At 70.1% G+C, this 21,234-nt stretch carries 17 protein-coding genes, 2 pseudogenes and 2 riboswitches; of the genes and pseudogenes, 13 read left to right on the plus strand and 6 right to left on the minus strand.

Annotation, left to right across the window (positions count from 1 at the left end; genetic code table 11):
- Positions 1–2: 2 nt before the first annotated feature.
- The 3 genes from folB to AB0K21_RS32270 are packed head-to-tail and all read left to right on the plus strand — an operon-like array spanning position 3 to position 1,308.
- Entirely contained in the window at positions 3–365 is a 363-nt protein-coding gene (folB, locus tag AB0K21_RS32260; RefSeq protein ID WP_343962501.1) for a dihydroneopterin aldolase, read from the plus strand.
- A complete protein-coding gene (gene folK, locus AB0K21_RS32265; protein ID WP_343962189.1) occupies positions 362–859 on the plus strand; it encodes a 2-amino-4-hydroxy-6-hydroxymethyldihydropteridine diphosphokinase in 498 nt (165 codons plus the stop codon). The genes folB and folK overlap by 4 nt, the downstream gene beginning before the upstream one ends.
- Complete coding sequence (locus tag AB0K21_RS32270) at positions 856–1,308, plus strand: DUF3180 domain-containing protein (RefSeq protein ID WP_343962191.1); 453 nt, start codon at positions 856–858, stop codon at positions 1,306–1,308. Before folK ends, AB0K21_RS32270 begins: the two co-directional genes overlap by 4 nt.
- 9 nt (positions 1,309–1,317) lie before the next feature.
- Here the strand turns inward: AB0K21_RS32270 and AB0K21_RS32275 are convergent, their stop codons facing one another.
- Genes AB0K21_RS32275 through AB0K21_RS32285 form a run of 3 tightly spaced genes read right to left on the minus strand, consistent with a single transcriptional unit; the run spans position 1,318 to position 4,996 of the window.
- Entirely contained in the window at positions 1,318–2,484 is a 1,167-nt protein-coding gene (locus AB0K21_RS32275; RefSeq protein WP_343962194.1) for an acyltransferase, read from the minus strand.
- Between the two features lie 17 nt (positions 2,485–2,501).
- Entirely contained in the window at positions 2,502–3,683 is a 1,182-nt protein-coding gene (locus AB0K21_RS32280; protein WP_343962196.1) for an NADH-quinone oxidoreductase subunit D, read from the minus strand.
- Between the two features lie 17 nt (positions 3,684–3,700).
- The gene (locus AB0K21_RS32285; protein WP_364155446.1) at positions 3,701–4,996 is read right to left on the minus strand and encodes an aminotransferase class V-fold PLP-dependent enzyme; all 1,296 of its coding nucleotides are present in this window, start codon (positions 4,994–4,996) and stop codon (positions 3,701–3,703) included.
- 52 nt (positions 4,997–5,048) lie between these two features.
- A riboswitch (SAM riboswitch) is annotated at positions 5,049–5,164 on the minus strand.
- Between the two features lie 207 nt (positions 5,165–5,371).
- On the opposite strand from AB0K21_RS32285, the gene AB0K21_RS32290 reads away from it, so the two are divergent.
- Both AB0K21_RS32290 and AB0K21_RS32295 read left to right on the plus strand, forming a co-directional pair.
- Positions 5,372–6,115 (plus strand): TerC family protein, encoded by a 744-nt coding sequence (locus AB0K21_RS32290; protein WP_364155448.1) that lies wholly within the window; start codon positions 5,372–5,374, stop codon positions 6,113–6,115.
- A gap of 99 nt (positions 6,116–6,214) precedes the next feature.
- Entirely contained in the window at positions 6,215–7,414 is a 1,200-nt protein-coding gene (locus tag AB0K21_RS32295) for a cytochrome P450 (protein WP_343962202.1), read from the plus strand.
- Positions 7,415–7,690: 276 nt separating this feature from the next.
- Here the strand turns inward: AB0K21_RS32295 and AB0K21_RS32300 are convergent, their stop codons facing one another.
- Complete coding sequence (locus tag AB0K21_RS32300) at positions 7,691–8,449, minus strand: GNAT family N-acetyltransferase (protein WP_343962204.1); 759 nt, start codon at positions 8,447–8,449, stop codon at positions 7,691–7,693.
- Between the two features lie 43 nt (positions 8,450–8,492).
- Positions 8,493–9,458, minus strand: a complete 966-nt coding sequence (locus AB0K21_RS32305) for an SAM-dependent methyltransferase (RefSeq protein WP_343962207.1) — start codon at positions 9,456–9,458, stop codon at positions 8,493–8,495.
- A 413-nt stretch (positions 9,459–9,871) separates the two neighbouring features.
- Between AB0K21_RS32305 and AB0K21_RS32310 the strand changes: the two genes are divergently transcribed.
- The 6 genes and pseudogenes from AB0K21_RS32310 to AB0K21_RS32335 all read left to right on the plus strand — a co-directional run bounded on the left by AB0K21_RS32310 (position 9,872) and on the right by AB0K21_RS32335 (position 18,220).
- Entirely contained in the window at positions 9,872–10,762 is an 891-nt protein-coding gene (locus AB0K21_RS32310) for a DUF2520 domain-containing protein (protein ID WP_343962209.1), read from the plus strand.
- A 243-nt stretch (positions 10,763–11,005) separates the two neighbouring features.
- Positions 11,006–11,773, plus strand: a pseudogene (panC, locus tag AB0K21_RS32315) (pantoate--beta-alanine ligase); the annotation flags it as partial.
- A 292-nt stretch (positions 11,774–12,065) separates the two neighbouring features.
- Positions 12,066–14,606, plus strand: coding sequence for an L-aspartate oxidase (locus tag AB0K21_RS32320; RefSeq protein WP_343962213.1), 2,541 nt, complete (start codon positions 12,066–12,068; stop codon positions 14,604–14,606).
- The gene (locus AB0K21_RS32325; protein WP_343962215.1) at positions 14,606–15,388 is read left to right on the plus strand and encodes a type III pantothenate kinase; all 783 of its coding nucleotides are present in this window, start codon (positions 14,606–14,608) and stop codon (positions 15,386–15,388) included. The genes AB0K21_RS32320 and AB0K21_RS32325 overlap by 1 nt, the downstream gene beginning before the upstream one ends.
- A gap of 128 nt (positions 15,389–15,516) precedes the next feature.
- Entirely contained in the window at positions 15,517–17,052 is a 1,536-nt protein-coding gene (lysX, locus tag AB0K21_RS32330; protein ID WP_343962217.1) for a bifunctional lysylphosphatidylglycerol synthetase/lysine--tRNA ligase LysX, read from the plus strand.
- Between the two features lie 967 nt (positions 17,053–18,019).
- Positions 18,020–18,220 carry a LuxR C-terminal-related transcriptional regulator gene (locus AB0K21_RS32335; protein WP_343962219.1) on the plus strand — a complete coding sequence of 67 codons (201 nt, stop codon included), beginning with the start codon at positions 18,020–18,022 and terminating at the stop codon, positions 18,218–18,220.
- Positions 18,221–18,412: 192 nt separating this feature from the next.
- On the opposite strand, the gene AB0K21_RS32340 is transcribed toward AB0K21_RS32335, so the two are convergent.
- Complete coding sequence (locus AB0K21_RS32340) at positions 18,413–19,375, minus strand: NlpC/P60 family protein (RefSeq protein WP_343962221.1); 963 nt, start codon at positions 19,373–19,375, stop codon at positions 18,413–18,415.
- A 92-nt stretch (positions 19,376–19,467) separates the two neighbouring features.
- A riboswitch (cyclic di-AMP (ydaO/yuaA leader) is annotated at positions 19,468–19,615 on the minus strand.
- Between the two features lie 336 nt (positions 19,616–19,951).
- Here AB0K21_RS32340 and AB0K21_RS32345 point away from each other — a divergent pair.
- Together AB0K21_RS32345 and AB0K21_RS32350 are read left to right on the plus strand one after the other, a co-directional pair.
- Entirely contained in the window at positions 19,952–20,605 is a 654-nt protein-coding gene (locus AB0K21_RS32345; protein WP_364155453.1) for an amino-acid N-acetyltransferase, read from the plus strand.
- Between the two features lie 228 nt (positions 20,606–20,833).
- Positions 20,834–21,234, plus strand: a pseudogene (locus tag AB0K21_RS32350) (hypothetical protein); the annotation flags it as partial.

Below are 21,234 nucleotides of genomic sequence, written 5' to 3' on the forward strand. Positions count from 1 at the left end.
AGGTGGCGGACCGGATCAGCCTGAAGGGGCTGCGGGTGCGCGGGCGGCACGGCGTGCTGGCGGCGGAGCGGGAGCTCGGCCAGGAGTTCGTCGTCGACGTCACGCTCTTCCTCGACACGGCGCCCGCGGCGGCCCGCGACGACCTCGGCAGGACGGTCCACTACGGCGAGCTCGCCGAGGATCTGGCGAGGGTCGTGGCGGGCGAGCCGGTCGACCTGATCGAGACCCTGGCCCAGCGCCTGGCCGATGTCTGCCTGGCCCGCGAGCTCGTCCGGTCGGCGGAGGTGAGCGTGCACAAGCCCGCCGCGCCGATCCCGCTGCCGTTCGACGACGTGATCGTGACGATCACCCGGGGCCGGGTATGAGGGTGGTCCTGGCGCTCGGCAGTAACCTGGGCGACCGCTTCGGCACTCTGCGGGGCGGGCTCGACGCCCTCTTCGCCAAGCCGGGGCTCACGCTCGTCGCGGTGTCGCCGGTCTACGAGACCGACCCGGTCGGCGGCCCGGAGCAGGGTGCCTACCTCAACGCGGTGGTGATCGCCGAGAGCGCGCTGGAACCCCGGGCCCTCCTCGATCGTGCTCAAGGTGTGGAGAACGCCTTCGGACGGGTCCGGGTGGAGCGCTGGGGAGCGCGCACCCTGGACGTCGATCTGATCACCGTGGGAGACGTCGTGATGGACGACCCAGACCTGACCCTGCCGCATCCCAGGGCGCACGAGCGGGCGTTCGTGCTGGTCCCGTGGGTGCGGGCCGATCCGGACGCGGTCCTGTCCGGGCGTCGGGTGGCCGATCTGCTGGCCGGTCTCGACCAGGACTACGTGCGGCCCCGCCCCGAGCTGGTCCTGCGGGAGGCCGCGTGAGGCCCAGCCGTCCCGGCGTCCTCGTCGGGCTCTTCGTCGTGGTCACCATCCTCACCTGGGCGCTGCTCAAGCCGCTCTACGTGTCCCTGCCGACCATGCCGTGGACGGCGATCCCGACGGTGCTCGTGCTGGCGATCGGCGAGGCCTACAGCGGGTGGATGACGAAGGCCAGGATCGAGCGCAGGCCCGACACCAAGCCCGTCGATGCCCTGGCGGTGGCCCGGCTGGCGGCCCTGGCCAAGGCCTCCGCGTACGCCGGGGCGGTCTTCGCGGGACTCTTCGCCGGGTTCACTCTCTACACCGCCGAACTGCTCGACCAGAGGGTGCCCCGTCAGGACTTCTTCATCACCGGCGGGTCGGCGCTGGTGTGCGTGCTGCTGGTCTGCGCGGCCCTGTACCTGGAGCACTGCTGCAAGGTGCCCAAGGACTCCGCGGACGACGACCGCTGAGGGGACGCGTCAGCGCCTCCTGGCCCACTTCCGGCCGAAGAGCATGATGACCGGAAGGGTGCACACCAGTGCTCCGGCGACGGCCAGGGGGCGTTCCAGCCACCAGAGCAGGTCGGGCCGGACCAGGCTGCCCGGCCTGCTGCCCGCCAGCCACCAGGTCAGCGCCACCCAGATGGCCATGCCGGTCGTGTGGAACAGGAAGAGCGGGAGCGCGAACCGGTTCACCGTCTCGTTCACGCGCTGCCACCTGGGACGGTCGAGCAGGCGCTCCATGGCCGGCCTCAGCACCTCCACCAGGCCGATCTGGAAGATCAGCAACGCCACGATGACGAAGGTGGGCGGCGCCATGTTGGACAGCTTGTCGCCGGGCACGCCGACCATCGAGCCCGGGTAGATGTCCGAGTAGACCAGGCCGAAGAGCGCGAACAGCCCGGTCCACAGGATGGCGATGTCGAAGCGGCGGGGAAGCGCCACCACCCTCGCGTAGAAGAACCCGGCCTGGTGGGCCAGCCCCCAGACAATGATCATGTTGAGCCAGCCCACGGCCTCGTACCCGTAGCGCAGCCGCAGCACGTCGACGACGAGCGCCGCCCCGGCCAGCCAGATCAGGATCAGCACGTCGAAGCGCCGGTGCAGCCAGAGCGCGACCGGGAGCAGGGCGATCAGCACGAGGTAGACGCCGATGAACCAGAGCGGGCTGATGACGAGCAGGACCACCCGGTTCATCCACCTGATCCCGAACGCCCAGGTCACGAGCGCGCCCAGCACGATCCAGGTTCCGGCCAGCGCCAGCGTCGGGATCGCCAGGCCGCGGATGCGCCGCCACACGAAGGTGCCGATGCCCATCCCGCCTTCGCAGGCGCGGTTCCAGGACAGCAGGTGGACGTACCCGCCCACGTAGAAGAAGAGCGGCAACACCTGCAGCAGCCAGGTCAGGATCCACAGCCCCGAGGTGAAGCCCAGCGGGCTCGTCGGCGAGGGGCCGTCCGGCCCCCACTGGAGGATCGTGAAAGCCCAGTGCCAGACCACCACGACGAGCAGGCTGAACGCGCGCAACCAGTCGACGTACCGGTCCCGCGGTGGCCTGCCGACGGCCGGTGAGTCGCCGGGATCGGCGGGGGACGCGGGTGTCGTCGGGGGAGTCGTCCTCCGCTGGTCTCCGCCGGGTTCGATCATGCGCTCCTGACCGTGCCTCACTTGTCGATATCGCCGACGACGAAGAACAACGAGCCCAGAATGGCGACCATGTCGGAGACCAGGTTGCCGGGGAGCATCTCGCGCAGCACCTGGACGTTGTTGAAGGAGGCGGACCGGAGCTTCATCCGCCACGGTGTCTTCTCCCCGCGCGAGACCAGGTAGTAGCCGTTGAGGCCGAGCGGGTTCTCCGTCCAGGCGTAGGTGTGGCCCTCGGGGACCTTCAGCACCTTGGGCAGGCGCTGGTTGATCGGCCCCTGGGGCAGTTCGCGGAGCCGCCGCACGCAGGCGTCCGCCAGGTCCAGGGAGACCTTCACCTGCTCCAGCAGCACCTCGAACCTGGCGTGGCAGTCCCCGGCGGAGCGGGTGACCACCTTCACCGGCAGCTCGCCGTAGGCGAGGTAGGGCTCGTCCCTGCGCAGGTCGAGGTCGACGCCGGAGGCACGGGCGATCGGGCCGCTCACGCCGTACTGCATGACCGTCTCGCGGTCCAGCACGCCCACCCCGCGGGTACGGGCGAGGAAGATCTCGTTTCCGGCGATCAGGCTCTCGATGTCGGGCAGCCGTCGCCGCACGTCGGCCACGGCCGTCGAGACCCGGCCCAGCCACCCCTCGGGCAGTTCCTCCTTCAGGCCGCCGACCCGGTTGAACATGTAGTGCATCCGGCCGCCGGCGATCTCCTCCATCACGGCCTGGAGGGTCTCGCGTTCCCGGAACGCGTAGAACATCGGGGTGATCGCGCCGAGTTCCAGCGGGTAGGAGCCGAGGAACATCAGGTGGTTGAGCACCCGGTTGAGCTCGGCCATCAGCGTGCGGGTCCAGACCGCCCTGACCGGCACCTCCATGCCGAGCATCCGCTCCACCGCGAGGACGACGCCCAGCTCGTTGGCGAACGCCGACAGCCAGTCGTGCCGGTTGGCCAGCACGATGATCTGCCGGTAGTCACGCACCTCGAACAGCTTCTCCGCGCCCCGGTGCATGTAGCCCACGATCGGTTCGGCCGAGCTGATCCGCTCCCCGTCCAGGGTGAGCCGCAGCCGCAGCACGCCGTGCGTGGACGGATGTTGCGGCCCGATGTTGAGGATCATGTCCTCGGTCGCGAGCTCCTTGCCGTGCGCCTCCCGCACGGCGGCGGCGCCCGCGCCCATCCCCACGCTCAGCTCACGGCGAGGCTCGTTCATATGCCTATGCTGTCACGTCAGCCGCGCGAGGCAAGATCCCGCAGGGCGGCGATCAGCCGGTCGACGTGCTCGGAGGTGGTGCCGATGCCGATGGAGGCGCGCACCGCGGAGGCGGCGGGGTCGTCACAGCCGCCGTCCTTGGCGTCCAGCAGGTGCCGTACGAAGGGGTGGGCGCAGAACTTGCCGTCCCGGACGCCGATGCCGTAGTCGCCGGACAGGGCCTCGGCGACCTCGCGGGCGGTGCGGCCGTTCACCACGAAGGAGACGATGCCGACGCGCGGGTGGTCGGGGCCCCACAGGGACAGCTCCTGCACGCCGGGGACGGAGGCGAGGCCCGCGCGCAGCCGGTCGAGGAGACGCTCCTCCTCGTGGACCAGCGGGGTCCAGCCGGTGGCGGTCAGGGCGTCGCAGGCCGCGGCCAGCGCGATGGCACCCAGGACGTTCGGGGTTCCGGCCTCGTGGCGGGCCTCGGGGTCGTCGTGCCACTCGGTCCCGTCGTCGTTCACCGCCCTCACCGCCCCGCCGCCCCGCAGGTACGGCTCGGCGTCGGCCAGCCAGTCGGAACGGCCGATCAGCGCGCCGGCGCCGAACGGGGCATAGAGCTTGTGACCGGAGAAGACCACGTAGTCCAGGTCGAGCGCGGTCAGGTTGAGGCGGCGGTGCGGGACGAGCTGCGCGGCGTCGACGAGGACGCGGGCGCCGTGGCGGTGGGCGATGTGGGCCAGCGCGGCGATCGGCCACAGCTCCCCGGTGACGTTGGAGGCGGCGGTCACGACCAGCAGCTTGGGGCCTTCGACCGAGGCCAGGGCCTCGTCGGCGGCGCGGACCGCCTCGCCGGGGAAGGCGGGGACCGGCAGCCGCAGGGCACGCTTCCAGGGCAGCAGCGAGGCGTGGTGCTCGGTGTCGAAGACCACGGCGGTGGTGCCCTCGGGCAGGCTGCGGGCCAGCAGGTTGGTCGCGTCCGTGGTGTTCCTGGTGAAGATCACCGAGTCGCCGGGACGGGCACCGACGAAGGCACGCACCGTCTGCCTGGCCTGCTCGTAGCGGGCCGTGGTCAGCTGGGAGGCGTACCCGGCGCCTCGGTGGACGCTGGAGTACGCCGGGAGCGCGGCGGCGACGGCGGCGCTCACCGGCTCCAGACAGGGGGCGCTCGCGGCGTAGTCGAGGTTGGCGTAGCGGACGAGCCTGCCGCCCCTGACCGGAACCTCCAGATCGGAACCGAGCACGGCGGGGATCGGCCGGTCGCCGGACGTACGGGTCGCGGGGGTGGCCGTGTCGGCGGCTACGGCGGTGGAGATCGTCAGTATGGACATGCCAGGGCTCCTTCGAGGTCATCGGACCCCAACCCGTGGCACAGGTGCCTGGAGCCCGCGCTTGCCCGGCACACCTCGTGCCGGACCAGGTCCTCACCCGGGGCACCCCGCCGCGGACGCGAGGGTTGCCGGCCAGCGAGCCGGGGCTTGTCACTGGCACTCATGACCTACGGGGGAACTATAACCGACCTCTGCCGGGAATTCGCAAGCGATGTCCCTTGGGTTCGGGAACTCACGATGGATCCCGTTCGTCTGGGCAGTGAGCCGGGTGGCGTCCGGCGGCGGGTGATGTCTGTCCTGGTAGTGGGTGAACAACGCCGAACGACAAACCTCGTCGTGCCGGTAGTGATCAAGTAAGGCGAGCTGGAGGCTCAGATGTTGGACTGGGTGACCAACCCGGAGATCTGGATAGGGTTCGTCACCCTCGTCGCTCTGGAGATCGTGCTAGGCATCGACAACATCATCTTCATCTCGATCCTGGCGGGGAAGCTTCCGCCCGAGCAACGGGACAAGGCGCGCAAGTTGGGTCTCCTCGCGGCCCTTCTCAGCCGGCTGTTGCTGCTGCTGGCACTGTCGTGGGTGGTGAGACTCACGGCGCCGCTCTTCGAGGTCCTGGGGCAGGAGATCTCGGGACGAGATCTCATCCTGCTCGGCGGCGGGCTCTTCCTGCTCGGCAAGAGCGTCATCGAGATACACGACAACGTCGAGGGCAAGTCCGGGCACGGCAGCACCAAGGTCGCGGCCTCCTTCGGCTCCGTGATCGCCCAGATCATGCTGCTGGACATCATCTTCTCCCTCGACTCGGTCATCACCGCGGTCGGCATGGTCGACCAGCTCGGCGTCATGATCGCGGCCGTGATCGTCTCGGTCCTGGTGATGCTCTTCGCCTCAGGCCCGATCAGCCGCTTCGTGGACAAGCACCCGAGCATCAAGATGCTCGCCCTGTCGTTCCTGGTGCTGATCGGCGTCGTGCTGATCGCCGAGGGCCTCGGGCAGCACATCTCCAAGGGCTACATCTACTTCGCGATGGCCTTCTCGCTCGTCGTGGAGCTGCTGAACATCCGGCTGCGCACCAAGGCGGCCCGGTCCGAGAAGTCGGACGAGCCGACCGAGGCGTAGCGCATCCGTCGCGGGGCGGCGGCCGGGCTGTCGAACGTCGGCCCAGCTCCAGGGGGCGGACCAGGCAATTGACACATGGGGCGACATTACGATGTCCATGTGCGCTTTGATCCCTGGAATCCGGAATTCGTCGCCCATCCGTACGACGTCTACGACGAGCTGAGGCGGCAGCGGCCGGTCAGTTTCTTTGAACCGACCGGCCAGTGGCTGGTCGCCCGGCACGCCGACGTCAACGCGCTGCTGCGCGACCGTCGGCTCGGCCGCTCCTACCTGCACATGGCGACCCACGCCGAGTTCGGCAGGCCCGACGACCCCGAGTTCCAGGACCCGTTCTGGCGGGTGGTCAGGGCCGGGATGCTCGACGTCGAGCCACCGGTGCACACCCGGCTCCGGCGCCTGGTCTCCAAGGCGTTCACCCCGCGCATGGTCGAGGCGCTCCGCCCCAAGGTCGCCGAGATCGCCGGGGAGCTGGTGGACCGCTTCGTCGAGCGCGGCGGCGGAGACCTGATCTCCGAGGTCGCCGAGCCGCTCCCGGTGACCGTGATCGCGGAGATGCTCGGCGTGCCCGAGGCCGACCGCCACCTGCTCCGCCCCTGGTCCGCCGACATCTGCGGGATGTACGAGCTGAACCCCTCCGTCGAGGCCCAGCACACCGCGGTACGCGCGGCCGAGGAGTTCTCCGCCTACCTCGTCGAGCTGGCCCGCGCCCGCCGGGCGAACCCCGGCGACGACCTGATCAGCGCGCTCGCCCTGGTGGCCGAGGAGGGCGACAAGCTCACCGAGGAGGAACTGGTCGGCACCTGCGTGCTGCTGCTCAACGCCGGGCACGAGGCCACGGTCAACGTCACCGGGAACGGCTGGTGGTCGCTCTTCCGCAACCCGGCCGAGCTGGAGCGGCTCCGCGCCGACCACGGCCTGCTGCCCACCGCGATCGAGGAGATGATGCGCTGGGACACCCCGCTGCAGATGTTCGAGCGCTGGGTCCTGGAGGACATCACCGTCGGCGGGGTGGACATCCCGCGCGGCACCGAGGTGGCGCTGCTGTTCGGCTCGGCCAACCGGGACCCCGAGGTCTTCGCCGACCCCGACCGCTTCGACGTCGGCCGGGTGGACAACCCGCACATCTCCTTCGGCGCGGGCATCCACTTCTGCCTGGGCGCCCCCCTGGCCAGAATCGAACTGATCGAGTCCTTCGGCGCCCTGCTCCGTAAGGCACCGAAGCTGGAACTCGCCACCGAGCCCGGCTGGGGCCCTGGCTACATCATCCGCGGCCTCACCGCCCTCGACGTACGGGTCTGAACCGGCTCGCCGCGCGGTGGTGTCAGGGGGAGCGGCGCAAGGGCGGGCGCTGGGCCCAGGTGGCCCGGCGCCAGAGCCATTCGAGGGGGCCGTAGCGGTATCGGCGCAGCTCAGACCCTCGGCATTCGGCGCCGTAGGGGGTCTTCGTTTGGCATGGAGGCATTCTGCGGACCCGGTCCGGTACCGGGCATCGGTCAAAAGCAGGGTTCGCACCGGCTCGGCCGTACTTTTGACCGGTACCGCGGCTCGGCTCCCAGGCGGGGTTCCGTTGCCCTGTCACATCCACCAGGTCGCATCGGTGATGGTGTCGAAGCCGAGGGAGTCGTAGAGCGGCTTGCCGGCCTTGGCCGCGGTCAGGGTGGCGGGGAGGTCCCCCAGGTGTGCCAGGACCGCGTGCATGAGCGCCCGGCCGACTCCGCGGGAGCGGTGGCCGGGCAGGGTGGTCACCCAGTAGGTCCCGCCGACCGTGCCGTCGACGACGGTCATGCAGGCTCCGGCGGGCACCCCGTCCCGCGCGGCGAGGAACAGATCGACGCCGGGGTGGCCCAGCAGGTCCTCGGAGAAGGCGTCACCCGGGCGGTAGGGCTGGAAGTTGGTCAGCGGGAATCCGTGGACCACGATGTTCTCCGCGGTCCGCAGCTGTGCCGTCGTCTCCACGTGGGTGATCTCCACGGCCGGTGGCGCGGGGAGCGGACCGGGGTGGCGGATCATGATGGGGAGCCGCCCCGGGGCCAGGCCCAGAGCGCTCATGTCGACCGAGCCGAACGGGTCCTCGACGATGACCCCGTCGGAAAGCCGGCGCCGGGCCAGGTCCGTCAGTTCGGCGAGATCGTCCGGACCGGGGTCCGGGGAGAGCAGCAGGATCCGCAGCCCGCCGCGCTCCCGTCCGTCCGAGGCGAGAAAGCCGGGGCGGCGGATCAGCTCGCTTCCCCGGGTGCGGGCGAGAGCCGTCCAGAAGGCGGCGGAGTTCCGGACGGCCAGTCGGAGAGAGGCCGTGGGCCCGGCGGGAACGGCGTGTGTCGAGGGAGTGCTCATGGCACCGACCCTACGAGGCGGGAAGAATCCTCGTTCGGCCCACTCAGAGGCGGGTCTGGGAGAGCCAGCCGAAGCCGCCGAGGCCGCCGGGAGCGATCAGCTCCGCCTCCTCGGAGGCCCGCGCGAGGGCGTGCAGGTAGCCGCGCGGGTCGATCCTGGCCTGCTCGACCGGCGGGCGGTTCCCGGTGACGCAAAGGGCGCGCAGCGCCTCCCGCTGCGTGGTCAGCGCCGTCGTGACGGCCCCGGCGCTCTCACCTGCGGCCGCGCAGGCGTCGAGTGCCACGTGGGCGGTGATGTCGCACGAGCCGTCGGGCACCGGCGCGACCATCGCCCCGTCGCGGTATCCGGCCAGCGTGCCGTACGGCGGCCGGTCGGTCAGGGAGTGGGCGTAGTCGATCGCGATCGCCCGGCCACGTGCCAACCGCACGATCACCGAGGCCCAGGCCCGGTCGCGTGGCCTGCCGATCTCGGCCCGCTCACCGGTGGCGCGCATCGGCCACCAGCGGGCCAGCCAGGCGAGATCCGCCTCGGCGGGTCTGCCACCGAGCCGCTCCTCACCGTCGGTGACGTTGACCAGGACCAGCCGGGGGCCGTCGGCGGTCTGCTCCACGATGTCGACGGGAACGTTGTCCAGCCACTCGTTGGCGATCACCAGGCCGCAGATCCCGTCCGGCGCGGCCTTCGCCCAGACGATCTCCTCGGGCAGCGCCGGCGGCCTGGCCGCCAGATCCACCGCGGTCACTCGGAGCCTCGATCGCAGCGCGGGCGGTGCGGCGGCGAGCACCCCGGCCGCCAGCAGGCCCTCACCGGCGCCGATGTCGACCAGGTCGAGCACCTGGGGGCCGCCGAGCGCCTCGTCGACCGAGGTCAGTTCGCGCAGCACGGCCTCGGCGAAGACGGGGGAGGCGCCGACCGAGGTCCGGAAGTGACTGGAGGGTCGTTCGCGGAGGTAGAAGCCGCTCTCGCCGTAGAGCGCGTGCTCCATCGCGGCGCGCCAGGTGAGCCACACACTCTCAGACGCTACCCGCCGAGGCGGAGGAACGAGATCAACTCGCGCTGACGCTTCGGCTGGGTACATGACTGCATTCTGTCACCGGATCGCACGATCGTTGTTGACGCCGTGTCGGCGCGTCGCCGCCTGGATCGCCGGGTGGGCCGGGTTCTCCGGCTCCGTGCGGGCCCCGTACGGTGTGTGTCGCCCGGTTCGGGGATCCCGGCGGGAGGTCGACGCGCTGTCACCTCGATCACCGGGTGGGCCGGACTCCCGGCGGGTCTCATGCGCTCCCGGGGCCCGCTTCCGGGCTCCCGGGGTGAAACAGGGCCGTCACGCCGGAACACGCGTCTTGACGCGGTTGCGGCGGCGCGGCCCGTTACGCTGGTCAATCAGGCACGAAGCCCCACATGGTCGAAGGACGTGACGTCATGGACGCAGTCGATCGCCCGGCACGGCTGGCCGTCGGAGTGATCGGAGCCGGCAAGGTCGGCTCTGCGCTCGGCGCGGCGCTCGTCAGGGCGGGACACCGGATCGTCGCGACGAGCGGTGTCTCCGACGACTCCAGGGAGCGTGCGGTCGAGCGCCTCGGGCTCGTCCCCGTACGGCCCCAGGACGTGGTGGCCGGAGCGGACCTCGTCTTGCTGACGGTCCCCGACGACGCGCTGCCCGAGTTGGTCTCCGGCCTGGTGGAGACCGGTGCGGACCTGCGGGGCAAGCTGGTGGTGCACACCAGCGGCGCGTACGGCCTGGCCGTGCTCAATCCGGCGATCAAGGCCGGAGCGCTGCCGCTGGCGCTGCATCCGGTGATGACCTTCACCGGCCGTGAGGACGACCTGCGCCGCCTCACCGGCATCTCCTACGGGGTGACCGCGCCCGAAGGGCTCCGCCCGGTGGCCGAGGCCCTCGTCATCGAGATGGAGGGCGAGCCGGTCTGGATCGCCGACGAGGACAGGCCGCTCTACCACGCGGCCCTCGCGGGAGCGGCCAACCACATGGTGACGCTCATCGCGGAGTCCTCCGAACTGCTGGAGAAGATCGGGGTGGAGCAGCCGGGGCGGATGCTCGGTCCGCTGCTCGGCGCGGCGCTGGAGAACGTGCTGAGGCTCGGCATCTCGGGGCTGACCGGCCCGGTGGTGCGCGGTGACGCGGGTACCGTCCGCAGGCACGTGGACGCGCTGATCCTCGCGGCCCCGGAGGCCGCGGACGCTTACGTGGCGCTGGCCAGGCTCACGGCCGATCGGGCGCTGGCGGCCGGGTTGCTCAAGCCCGAGGCCGCCGAACGCCTCCTGGACGCCCTGGGGGGCAACGTGTGGACCTGAGACCGGCCTGACGGAGGGGGCGGTCTACGGGGGGAGCCGGTCGGTGTCGTTCTCTCCCTCCGTACGCTTGAGGTCGGGGGTCTCCACTCTCCAGGAATTCCGATGAACGTCGCCCCCTCTCCGGCCGGCAGGCCGGAGCACCCCCGGGAGGTTCCATTGATCGTGGCGGACGACCGCGCAGGGCTGCTCAAGGCCCGAGAAGCCCTGGGGATCGGCGCGGGCGCCTCCGTGGGCGGGAGCACGCTGGCGCTCGTGCCGACCATGGGCGCGCTGCACGAGGGACACCGCTCGCTCATCCGGCTGGCCCGGCAGAGGGCGGCCCACGTGGCGGTGAGCGTCTTCGTGAACCCGCTTCAGTTCGGCCCAAACGAGGATTTCTCCCGCTATCCCCGTACGTTCGATGCCGATCTGGAGGTCTGCGCGGCCGAGGGAGTGGACCTGGTGTTCGCCCCGTCGGTCGAGGACATGTACCTGCCGGACAGGCAGGTCGGCGTCTCCGCGGGGAGGATGGGCTCGATCGTCGAGGGAGAGTTCCGGCCGGGGCACCTCGACGGCATGCTGACCGTGGTGCTGAAGCTGTTCAACCTGGTCCAGCCGGATGTGGCGGTGTTCGGGCAGAAGGACGCCCAGCAGCTCGCGATGATCCGCCGGATGGTCGCCGATCTGAACCTGCCGGTCTCCGTCGTCGGGGCGCCCACGGTCCGCGAGCCGGACGGGCTGGCGCTGTCCAGCCGCAACCGCTACCTGTCGCCGGAGGACCGGGTGGCCGCTCTGGCCCTGTCCCGCGCGCTGTACGCGGGGGCCGGGCAGCGCACGCCGGCGGAGATCCGCCGGGCCGCGCTCGCCGTTCTGGCGGCCGAGCCGTCGCTGGCCGTCGACTATCTGGTCCTGGTCGACCCGGCCACCTTCACCGAGGTCGGCGACGGCCACACGGGCGAGGCGGTCCTCGCGGTGGCCGCGCGGGTGGGGTCCACCCGGCTGATCGACAACGTCACGCTCACCCTTCACTGAGCTCTTCACTGAGCTCTGAAGGCCCTCGTACGCGGTGCCGCCCGGTTCCCGCGTGAAGTCCCGCCGCGCGCTCGGCGGGCGACGGGTCGCGGAGGTCGTGTCCGCCGAGCCCCTCGGCCCCGACGGCGGAGTTCCCCGACGCGGGGTCCCGTTCCCGCCGTCCACGGCCCAGGGGCGCGGTGGTCCCGGAGGGTGGGCGGAATGCCCACCCCGGGGAACAGCCACACCGGGGATGGCGTTATCGTCACGCTGACGAAATGAACGGCCTCTATGATTCCGCGAGGAGGCGGCAATGAGCATCCCGGCCATACCCCAGAGGTTGACCGCTCCCGCTCCGGGATGGACGGTCCAGGCGGACGTGGTCGTGGTGGGCTCCGGCATCGCGGGTCTCACCCTGGCACTGCGCTACGCCGGCCTGGACCCCGAGGCGAAGATCCTGGTCGTCACCAAGGACGTCCTGTCGTCCGGGTCCACCCGCTGGGCCCAGGGCGGCATCGCCGCGGTGCTCGACCCGCGGGACACCCCTGCCGAGCATCTGTCCGACACGCTCCTCGCGGGGGTGGGCCTCTGCGACGAGGAGGCCGTCCGGGTCCTGGTGACCGAAGGGCCCGACGCGCTGCGCGGCCTGATCGCGATGGGCGCCAGATTCGACACCGACGAGGCCGGGGAACTCCAGCTCACCAGGGAGGGCGGCCACCGGCGCGATCGCATCGTGCACGCGGGCGGCGACGCCACCGGGGCCGAGGTGCAGAGGGCGCTCGTGGCGGCGGTCAGGGAGTCGGGGATCGAGGTGATCGAGCACGCCCTCGTGCTCGACCTCCTCAAGGACGCCGAGGGGCGCGCCGCCGGGGTGACCCTGCACGTCATGGGCGTGGGCGAGCGCGACGGGGTGGGCGCGGTCACGGCCAGGGCCGTGGTGCTGGCCACCGGTGGCATGGGCCAGGTCTACGCCGCCACCACCAACCCCGTCGTCTCCACCGGGGACGGGGTGGCGCTCGCGCTGCGGGCGGGGGCCGTCGTCAGGGACCTGGAGTTCGTCCAGTTCCACCCGACGGTGTTCTGGCTCGGCGAGGACGCGAGCGGCCAGCAGCCGCTGATCTCCGAGGCGGTCAGGGGCGAGGGCGCGGTACTGGTCGACGCGGACGGCACCCGGTTCATGCGGGACGTCCACGAGCTGGCCGATCTCGCCCCCCGTGACGTCGTGGCCAAGGCGATCATGCGACGGATCCGCGCCACCGGCGCCGACCACGTGTATCTCGACGCCCGCCACTTCGGCGAGGAGAAGTGGCGCACCCGCTTCCCGACGATCCACGCGGTCTGCCTGGAGCACGGCGTCGATCCGGTCACCCAGCTCATCCCCGTCGCCCCCGCCGCCCACTACGCCAGCGGCGGCGTCCGCACCGACCTGCACGGCCGCACCAGCGTGCCCGGTCTGTACGCGTGCGGCGAGGTCGCGTGCACCGGCGTGCACGGCGCCAACCGGCTGGCCTCCAACTCCCTGCTCGAGGGCCTGGTCTTCGCCGGTCGCATCGCCGCCGACATCCACGCCGACGTTCGCGAGGGGCGGGCCGCAGCCGGCGAACCGGTGCCCGACGACCGCCCCACCGGCCTGATCGACCCCAGGGCCCGGGTCAGGATCCAGGGGCACATGAGCCGGGGGGCGAGCGTGCTGCGCAGCCGGGAGTCGCTGGGAGAGGCCGCCAGGACCCTGCTGAACCTCAGATGGACCCCGGTGGCGGTCGAGCCGTGTACCGAGTCGTGGGAGACCACCAACCTGCTGACGGTCGCCTCCGCGCTCGTGGCGGCCGCCCGCGCCCGCCAGGAGACCAGGGGGTCGCACTGGCGCGAGGACTTTTCCGAGAGAGACGACGCCTTGTGGCTGGGCCACCTCGACGTGACCCTGACAGCGGAGGGACCGACCATGACATACGTACCGCACGGGCGGCGAGCGACCGTGCTGCCGCCGCAGGTGGAGAACGATCTCACCGAGGCGGGTCTCGACCCGGTCGGGGTGGTCGCGGTCCTTGAGGTCGCGGCGGCCGAGGACGTGGCGGAGGGTGACGTCACCAGCATCGCCACCATCCCGGCGGACCGGCGCGACAGCGCCGACGTGGTCGCCCGCGCGGACGGCGTGGTCGCGGGGCTGGCCGTGGCCGAGGGCGCGTTCTCCTACCTCAGCGGAGGCCGTCTGACGGCCGAGCGCAGGGTCAAGGACGGCGAGTACGTCTCCAGGGGCGACGTGCTGATGACCGTCACCGGTCCTACCAGGGATCTGCTGACCGCCGAGCGCACCGCGCTCAACCTGCTCACCCACCTTTCCGGTATCGCGACCCTGACCGGTAGGTGGGTCCAGGCCGTCGAGGGGACCGGGGCCCGGATCAGGGACAGCCGCAAGACGCTGCCGGGACTGCGCGCCCTGGAGAAGTACGCGGTCCGCTGCGGCGGTGGTATCAATCACCGCATGTCACTTTCGGACGCCGCGCTGATCAAGGACAATCACGTGGTGGCCTCCGGTGGGGTCGCCGAGGCGTTCCGGGCGGTCCGTGACGCCTACCCCGGCCTGCCGATCGAGGTCGAGGTCGACAGGATCGACCAGATCGAGCCGGTGCTGGCCGAGGGAGCGGAGGAGATCCTGTTGGACAATTTCACGGTCGAGGAGCTGGCGCGGGCCGTACGGCTGGTGGGCGGCAGGGCGCGGCTGGAGTCCAGCGGAGGGCTGACCCTTCGACTCGCTCGTGATGTGGCCGAAACAGGTGTTGACTACCTTGCCGTGGGCGCGCTCACGCACTCGGCGCCGGCGCTGGACATCGCCTTGGACCTTCGGGGGAACTGATGCTGCTTGCCATTGACGTCGGCAACACTCACACCGTTCTCGGCCTCTTCGAGGGCGAGGACGTCATCGAGCACTGGCGGATCGCCACGGACGCCCGGCGTACGGCGGACGAGATCGCCGTCGTGCTCCAGGGGTTGCTCGGGCAGTCACCGCTGCTCAAGGGCACCGACGTCAACGGCATCGTGATCTGCTCCACCGTCCCATCGGTGCTCAACGAGATGCGTGAGATGTGCCGCCGCTACTACGGCGACGTGACGGCGGTGATCGTCGAGCCGGGCGTCCGCACCGGGGTGCCGGTCCGGATGGACAACCCGAAGGAGGTCGGCAGCGACCGCATCGTCAACGCGCTGGCGGCCATCCAGCTGTACGGCGGGCCGTGCGTCATCGTCGACTTCGGGACCGCGACCTCCTTCGACGCCGTCTCCGCCAAGGGGGAGTACGTCGGCGCGGTGACCGCCCCCGGCATCCAGATCTCGGTGGACGCGCTCGCCGCGGCGGGCGCGCAGCTGCACAAGGTGGAGCTGGTCCGCCCCCGCTCCGTGATCGCCAAGAACACCGTCGAGGCGCTCCAGGCCGGCATCATCTACGGCTTCGCAGGTCAGGTGGACGGGATCGTCGAGCGGATGGCGGCCGAGCTCGCCGCCAACCCCGACGACGTCACGGTGGTCGCCACCGGCAGCGCGGCGCCGCTGGTGGTCGGCGAGGCGCGCTCGATCGACATGCACGAGCCCTGGCTCACACTGATCGGGCTGCGCCTGATCTACCACCGCAACGCCACCTGAGAGCGTTGTGACACCGGTGCCGTGACACCGCCCGGAGCGCGGTGTCACGGCCGGAGGACGCCGCGACGTTCCGGGAGGACCCGCGGCGCCCCGGAGTCCCTTTCCGGTCCCCGGCGGTCGGCGACCTCATGAGGTTCGCCACATCGGTACCCTTTGGAACTGTGACCGATGAAGTGACCAACCCCGCCGAGGATCTGCCCGAGCAGATGCGCGTGCGCCGGGAGAAGCTCGACCGCCTCCGCTCCGAGGGCGTCGACCCCTACCCGGTGAACTTCCCGCGCACCGCGACCAACGCCGAGATCCGCCGGAAATACGCTGATCTCTCCGCTGACACCGCGACGGGCGACAAGGTTGGTGTCACCGGCCGGGTGATGCTGTCCAGGACCGGTGGCAAACTCTGCTTCGCCACCATCCGCGACGGCTCCGGCGATCTCCAGGTCATGATCTCCCTGGACAGGGTGGGCGAGGAGGCACTGGCCTCGTGGAAGCGCGATGTCGACCTCGGCGACCACGTGGGCATCGAGGGTGAGGTCATCACCTCCCGCAGGGGTGAGCTGTCCATCCTCGCCGACCGCTGGGCGATCACTTCGAAGTGCCTGCGCCCACTGCCGGAGAAGCACGCCGGGCTCACCGACCCCGAGGCGCGGGTCCGCCAGCGCTACGTCGACCTCATCGTCAACGACGAGGCCAGGAAGCTGGCCTACACCCGCAGTGCCGTGGTGCGGTCCATCCGCGACTTCTGGCACGAGGAGGGCTACCTGGAGGTCGAGACGCCGATGCTCCAGCCGATCCACGGTGGAGCCACGGCCCGGCCTTTCAAGACCCACATCAACGCCTATGACATGGAGCTCTACCTTCGCATCGCGATCGAGCTCTACCTCAAGCGGCTCGTGGTCGGCGGTATCGAGAAGGTCTTCGAGATCAACCGTAACTTCCGCAACGAGGGCGCGGACTCCACGCACAACCCCGAGTTCACGATGCTCGAGGCCTACGGCACATATCTCGACTACAACGACATGGCCGACCTGACCCAGCGGATGATCCAGAAGGCGGTCGTGGCGGCCCTCGGCCACTCCGTGGTCGTCCACCAGGGGCAGGAGATCGACCTCGGCCTGGCGAAGTGGCCGCGGATAACCCTCTACGGGTCGGTCTCGGAGGCACTGGGCGAGGAGATCACCACCGCGACGCCCCTGGAGTACGTACGCAAGCTCGCGGACGCCCGGGAGATCCACTGGGATGCCAAGTGGGGCCAGGGCAAGCTCGTCCAGGAGATCTTCGAGGCGCTCGTCGAGCACACGCTCGTCCAGCCCACGTTCGTCATGGACTATCCGGTGGAGACCTCCCCGCTGACCCGCCAGCACCGTGACAACCCGCTCCTCACCGAGAAGTGGGACCTGATCGGGTTCGGCACCGAGCTCGGCACCGCCTACTCGGAGCTGGTCGACCCGGTCGAGCAGCGTCGCCGCCTCACCGAGCAGTCCCTGCTCGCCGCGGGCGGGGACGCCGAGGCCATGCAGCTTGACGAGGACTTCCTCACCGCACTGGAATATGCGATGCCGCCCACCGGCGGCATGGGTCTCGGCATCGACCGCCTCATCATGGCCTTCACCGGTAAGAACATCCGCGAGACCATCCTGTTCCCGCTGGTCAAGCCGGCCGGCTAAGTCCGAGGGCGGCGTCGCCGGACCGCGCGGGACCTCGTCCCGTGCGGTCCGGCGCGGTCGGGCGACGCGACCGTTCCCGCCGGGCGCTGTCCGCCGGGACCGAAGCCCGGACGACGGCCCGGGACGGTGTCTCCGGGTCTCCGGGTCTCCAGGGCGGGCCGGTCGGGCTCGGCGCGTACCTTCCCCCGGCCGGCGTACCGAGTAGCGCCCTCACCCGCCTCGCGGGCACTTCCGCACCACTGTCCCGCGCCGTCCCACACCGTCTCGCACGGCTCCGTGCCGGCCCGCGTGGGCGCGAGCGCGGCGCGCGGACGATGCCCGGGCGGACGGGGCGAACCCCGATGGGCCGGGAATCGTGGGGCCGTGCTCACTCTCCCCATGCAATTTCGGACGGATTTCTGCATAGCGCAGAAACTCCCTTTAAGCATGTCCAATATCGCCTGACGCCGGTCGTTGGCACCTGATACTTCGCGAATGCCGCAAAGGTGCTCGCGCAGGCTTCCCATTTCAGAGTTTTCCGCGAGGTGCCGTCAAGGCGCCGGCCGGCGTGGCCGTCGAAGAGCGTCACGATGAGATCGATTTTCCCGGGGAAAAGCGGGCGGCTCGCTTCCGCCGAGGATGCGGCCCCGCGGGCGCGTGCCGCCACGACGGTTCCGGCAAAACCTTGTTCTGCCAGGACTTCTGTTGTCGCAGCCAGAGGGGCGTCTGCGGGCTCGTGCGGGGGCACAGTCGTGACTTAACCCCAAAGGCGCTGACATATCATGAGTACTTCACGTAGCACCTAGTATGTCAATAGTGGGCGCGCGCTATGAAGAGTAGAACTTGACGACCTTTGAACAAGGCGTTTACCGTTCCTGGCGGACGGTATTCATTTCCGGCGTCTCACGCCCGGTTTCCAGAGTGGGGGGAGTGACTCTTGATGGCATATCCAGAAGTGGATTCTCGCCATGGCGACAGCCCCCTGGGCATGAGTGATATCGGTCTCAGTGACAACGACCTCGTGCTGCTGGCTGAACTCGCCAAGGGTGTCACCGTCGACAGGGTGGGCCGCCGCCTCGATATCAGCGGCCGGACCGTCAGGCGCAGGCTCAGAGGCATCTGCGACCGCATCGGTGTCGCCACGGCGATCGAAGCCGTGGCCTGGGCGGCCCGCCGCCGCCTGATCTAGGCCCTTCCCCTGGGGCTTTCGCCCACTGCGGTCGGGTGACGCCTCGCCGCGTTGTCGTCGGCCGCCGCACCCGCGGGGCACGAGTCCTGGGGGCGCGACTCCGGGGAGCGCCGTCCGACCGGCCCTCGGCAGGGCAGGGTTCGCCGGGCAGGAGCGGGCGCGCTCCTGCCGAGGGCCGGTCGGCTCGGCCGCTCAGTCGGCGATCCGCACCCCGCCGGCGAAGGGCCGGTTGTCGATCGTGGCGATGTGGATGACGTCACCCGTCCGGGGCGCGTGGACCATCAGGCCCGCGCCGATGTAGATCCCGACGTGGTGCAGGTCGCTGTAGAAGAAGACCAGGTCGCCTGGGCGCAGATCGTTTCTGGAGATGTGGGTGCCCGCGGTCCACTGGTTGCCGGTGTAGTGCGGCAGGCTGATGCCGACCTTCTGGTAGGCCCACATGACCAGCCCGGAGCAGTCGAAGGAGTTGGGGCCCTCGGCGCCCCAGACGTACGGCTTGAGTTGCTGGGTGAGCGCCCAGCGGGCCGCCTCCGCCGCCTTGCCGCTGCCCACGATGGGCACGTCGACCTTCACCCGGGCACCCCTGTTGCTGACGGCCCTGGTGCGCACCTCGCTGAACAGGTCACTCTCGACCCGCGCGACCAGTCGCTCGATCTTGCTGCGCTTGCCCTCGATCTCCTCCAGGAGCGCCTTGACCTCCGAGGTCCTCGCCTTGGCGCTGGCCTGTGCCCGCTCGGCGGCCTCGATCGCCCGGCCGACCTGGGCGACCTCCTCACTCTGCTGCTGCTGGAGGGCGTAGTTGGTGGTGGCCTGGTCGAGGAAGGTGTCGGGATCGGTCGCCTGGGTGAAGGCGAGTCCGGAGTTCAGGCCGCCGGACATGTAGTTGCTCTGTGCGAGGAGGGTGGCCTTGGTGCGCCGGGTCGCGAGCTCCGACTCGCTCGTCGCGAGGGTCTTCTTGGCGCTTTCCGCGGCTCGCTGGGCCTGCTTGAGCCTGACCCGTTCGCCGTTGTACTGCTCGGCGAGCGTGCCGATCTCCTCGTGCAGCTTCTCGGCCTGCTTGGCCAGTTGCTGGAGGCTGGGCTCGGGATCCGCCGTGGCCGAGACCAGGGGGGTGCCGAGGGTCATGATGGCGAACGCCAGGCCGATGACCGCCATGCGGCGACTCCGCCTCCGCGGCGCGCGTTCTCGACAGCGGGCGTCGCCGCCCGCGTGCTCTCCTGCGCGGTCGCGCATGCGCTTCACCAACGGGCTCCTCTCCTCGGCCGCCTACCGGGTTAGCTGACGGGTTCGGGCCGGAGGCAGCCCTACCGGGTGCGCCGGTGGCACTCGGATTCACCCCGAAGGACGTGGTGGGTCCCCGGTTCCCCTGGTCGGGAGATTCGGCGGGTCAGGCTTTTTACGTCTCTGACATCGAGCACGGAGATTAGTGCACTCGTGGTTCCTGCTCAACCAGAACTGCGAACTCAGTAGAGGTTTCGCAACTGAAATGTCACGGAAAGATCACATGGCAATATGATCAACATGGCCATTACGCTGCCTTTGCCTTCCTTGCGGCGGGCCCGGCGCGGGTCTTCCCTGGTCCGGGACCGTGCCAAAGATGAGCTGCGACACATCGGAGGCGTCGTGCGCCCAGCGTGGTAAACCAACTACCAAGGGTCATGTGATGCCTTCGGGGCCGGAGTTAAGGATGAGCCGTAATTGAAGGCCGGAGAGGACGTACGCTGATCGGTCATGGAGCAGCTTGCGGAGCATTCTCCCGTGCCGTTCGCGATCCCCGGGAAAGAAGGGGAGCGGCGAACCGGATCCGAGGGAGAGGAGCGGGAGTCACCCGCTCCCGGCGTCACCCCGGCGGTCACGGTCCGCCGCGCCCGCACCCCGGACGTCCGCGCCATCAGGCGGCTCGTCGACACCTACGGTGGAGCCGGCCCGCGCCTGCTGGAGAAGGCCACCGTCACCCTGTACGAGGACATCCAGGAGTTCTGGGTCGCGACCGACGCGGAGGGGATGATCCTCGGTTGCGGGGCGCTCCATGTCCTCTGGGAGGATCTTGCCGAAATACGGACCGTTGCCGTCGATCCGACCCGCCGGGGGATGGGAATCGGCCATCGGATCGTCTCGGCGCTCATCCGCACGGCCGCCGAGCTGGGGCTGCGCAGGGTCTTCTGCCTGACCTTCGAGGTCGACTTCTTCGCCCGGCACGGATTTCAGGAGATCCAGGGCACGCCCGTCGCCCCGGAGGTTTACGCCGAACTTCTCGCCTCCTACGACGAGGGCGTCGCGGAGTTCCTCGATCTGGAGCACGTCAAGCCCAATACCTTGGGAAACACTCGGATGCTGCTGCACCTGACACGCGAGCCCGACTCTGATGACTTTAGAGATGACTGACGGGAAAGGTGACTGTTGATTCCTATGTCGATACCTTGTGCAGCAGCAAGCATGTGCGTCTGACATTTGCCACATGCGCAGTCTAAGTGAGGTGACGCGGTGAGCACCGGACAGCCGCCGTATCCGCAGGATGATCCCGAGCGCAGTCGCACACCTTCGGGACAGCCGGATTACGGACAGCACAACCCGGGTCGAGCCCCTGGCGAACTCGACCCCGACGTGACGATCATGGGATATCGGTCGGAGGGGTCGCAGCCGAACACCGGCCCGGGGGTGGCCCAGCCCGGTTATGGCCAGCAGGGCTATGGCCAGCAGCAGGGTTATGGGCAGCAGCAGGGGTACGGGCAGCAGCCCGGTTACGGTCAGCAGGGGTACGGACAGCAGCAGTCGTACGGTCAGCAGGGCGGGACGGACATGTACGGCCAGCAGCAGGGCTACGGTCAGCAGGGCGGGACCGGCGCGTACGGGCAGCAGCCCGGCTACGGACAGCAGGCGTCCCACGAGCAGTCGGGCTACGGTCAGCAGCCCGGCTACGGTCAGCAGCCCGGTTACGGTCAGCAGTCGTCCCAGCCGGGTTACGGCCAGCAGCAGTACGGTCAGCAGCCCGACTACGGTCAGCAGCCCGTACG

This window comes from Streptosporangium sp. NPDC049248 (genome assembly GCF_040678965.1).
Lineage (GTDB): Bacteria > Actinomycetota > Actinomycetes > Streptosporangiales > Streptosporangiaceae > Streptosporangium > Streptosporangium fukuiense.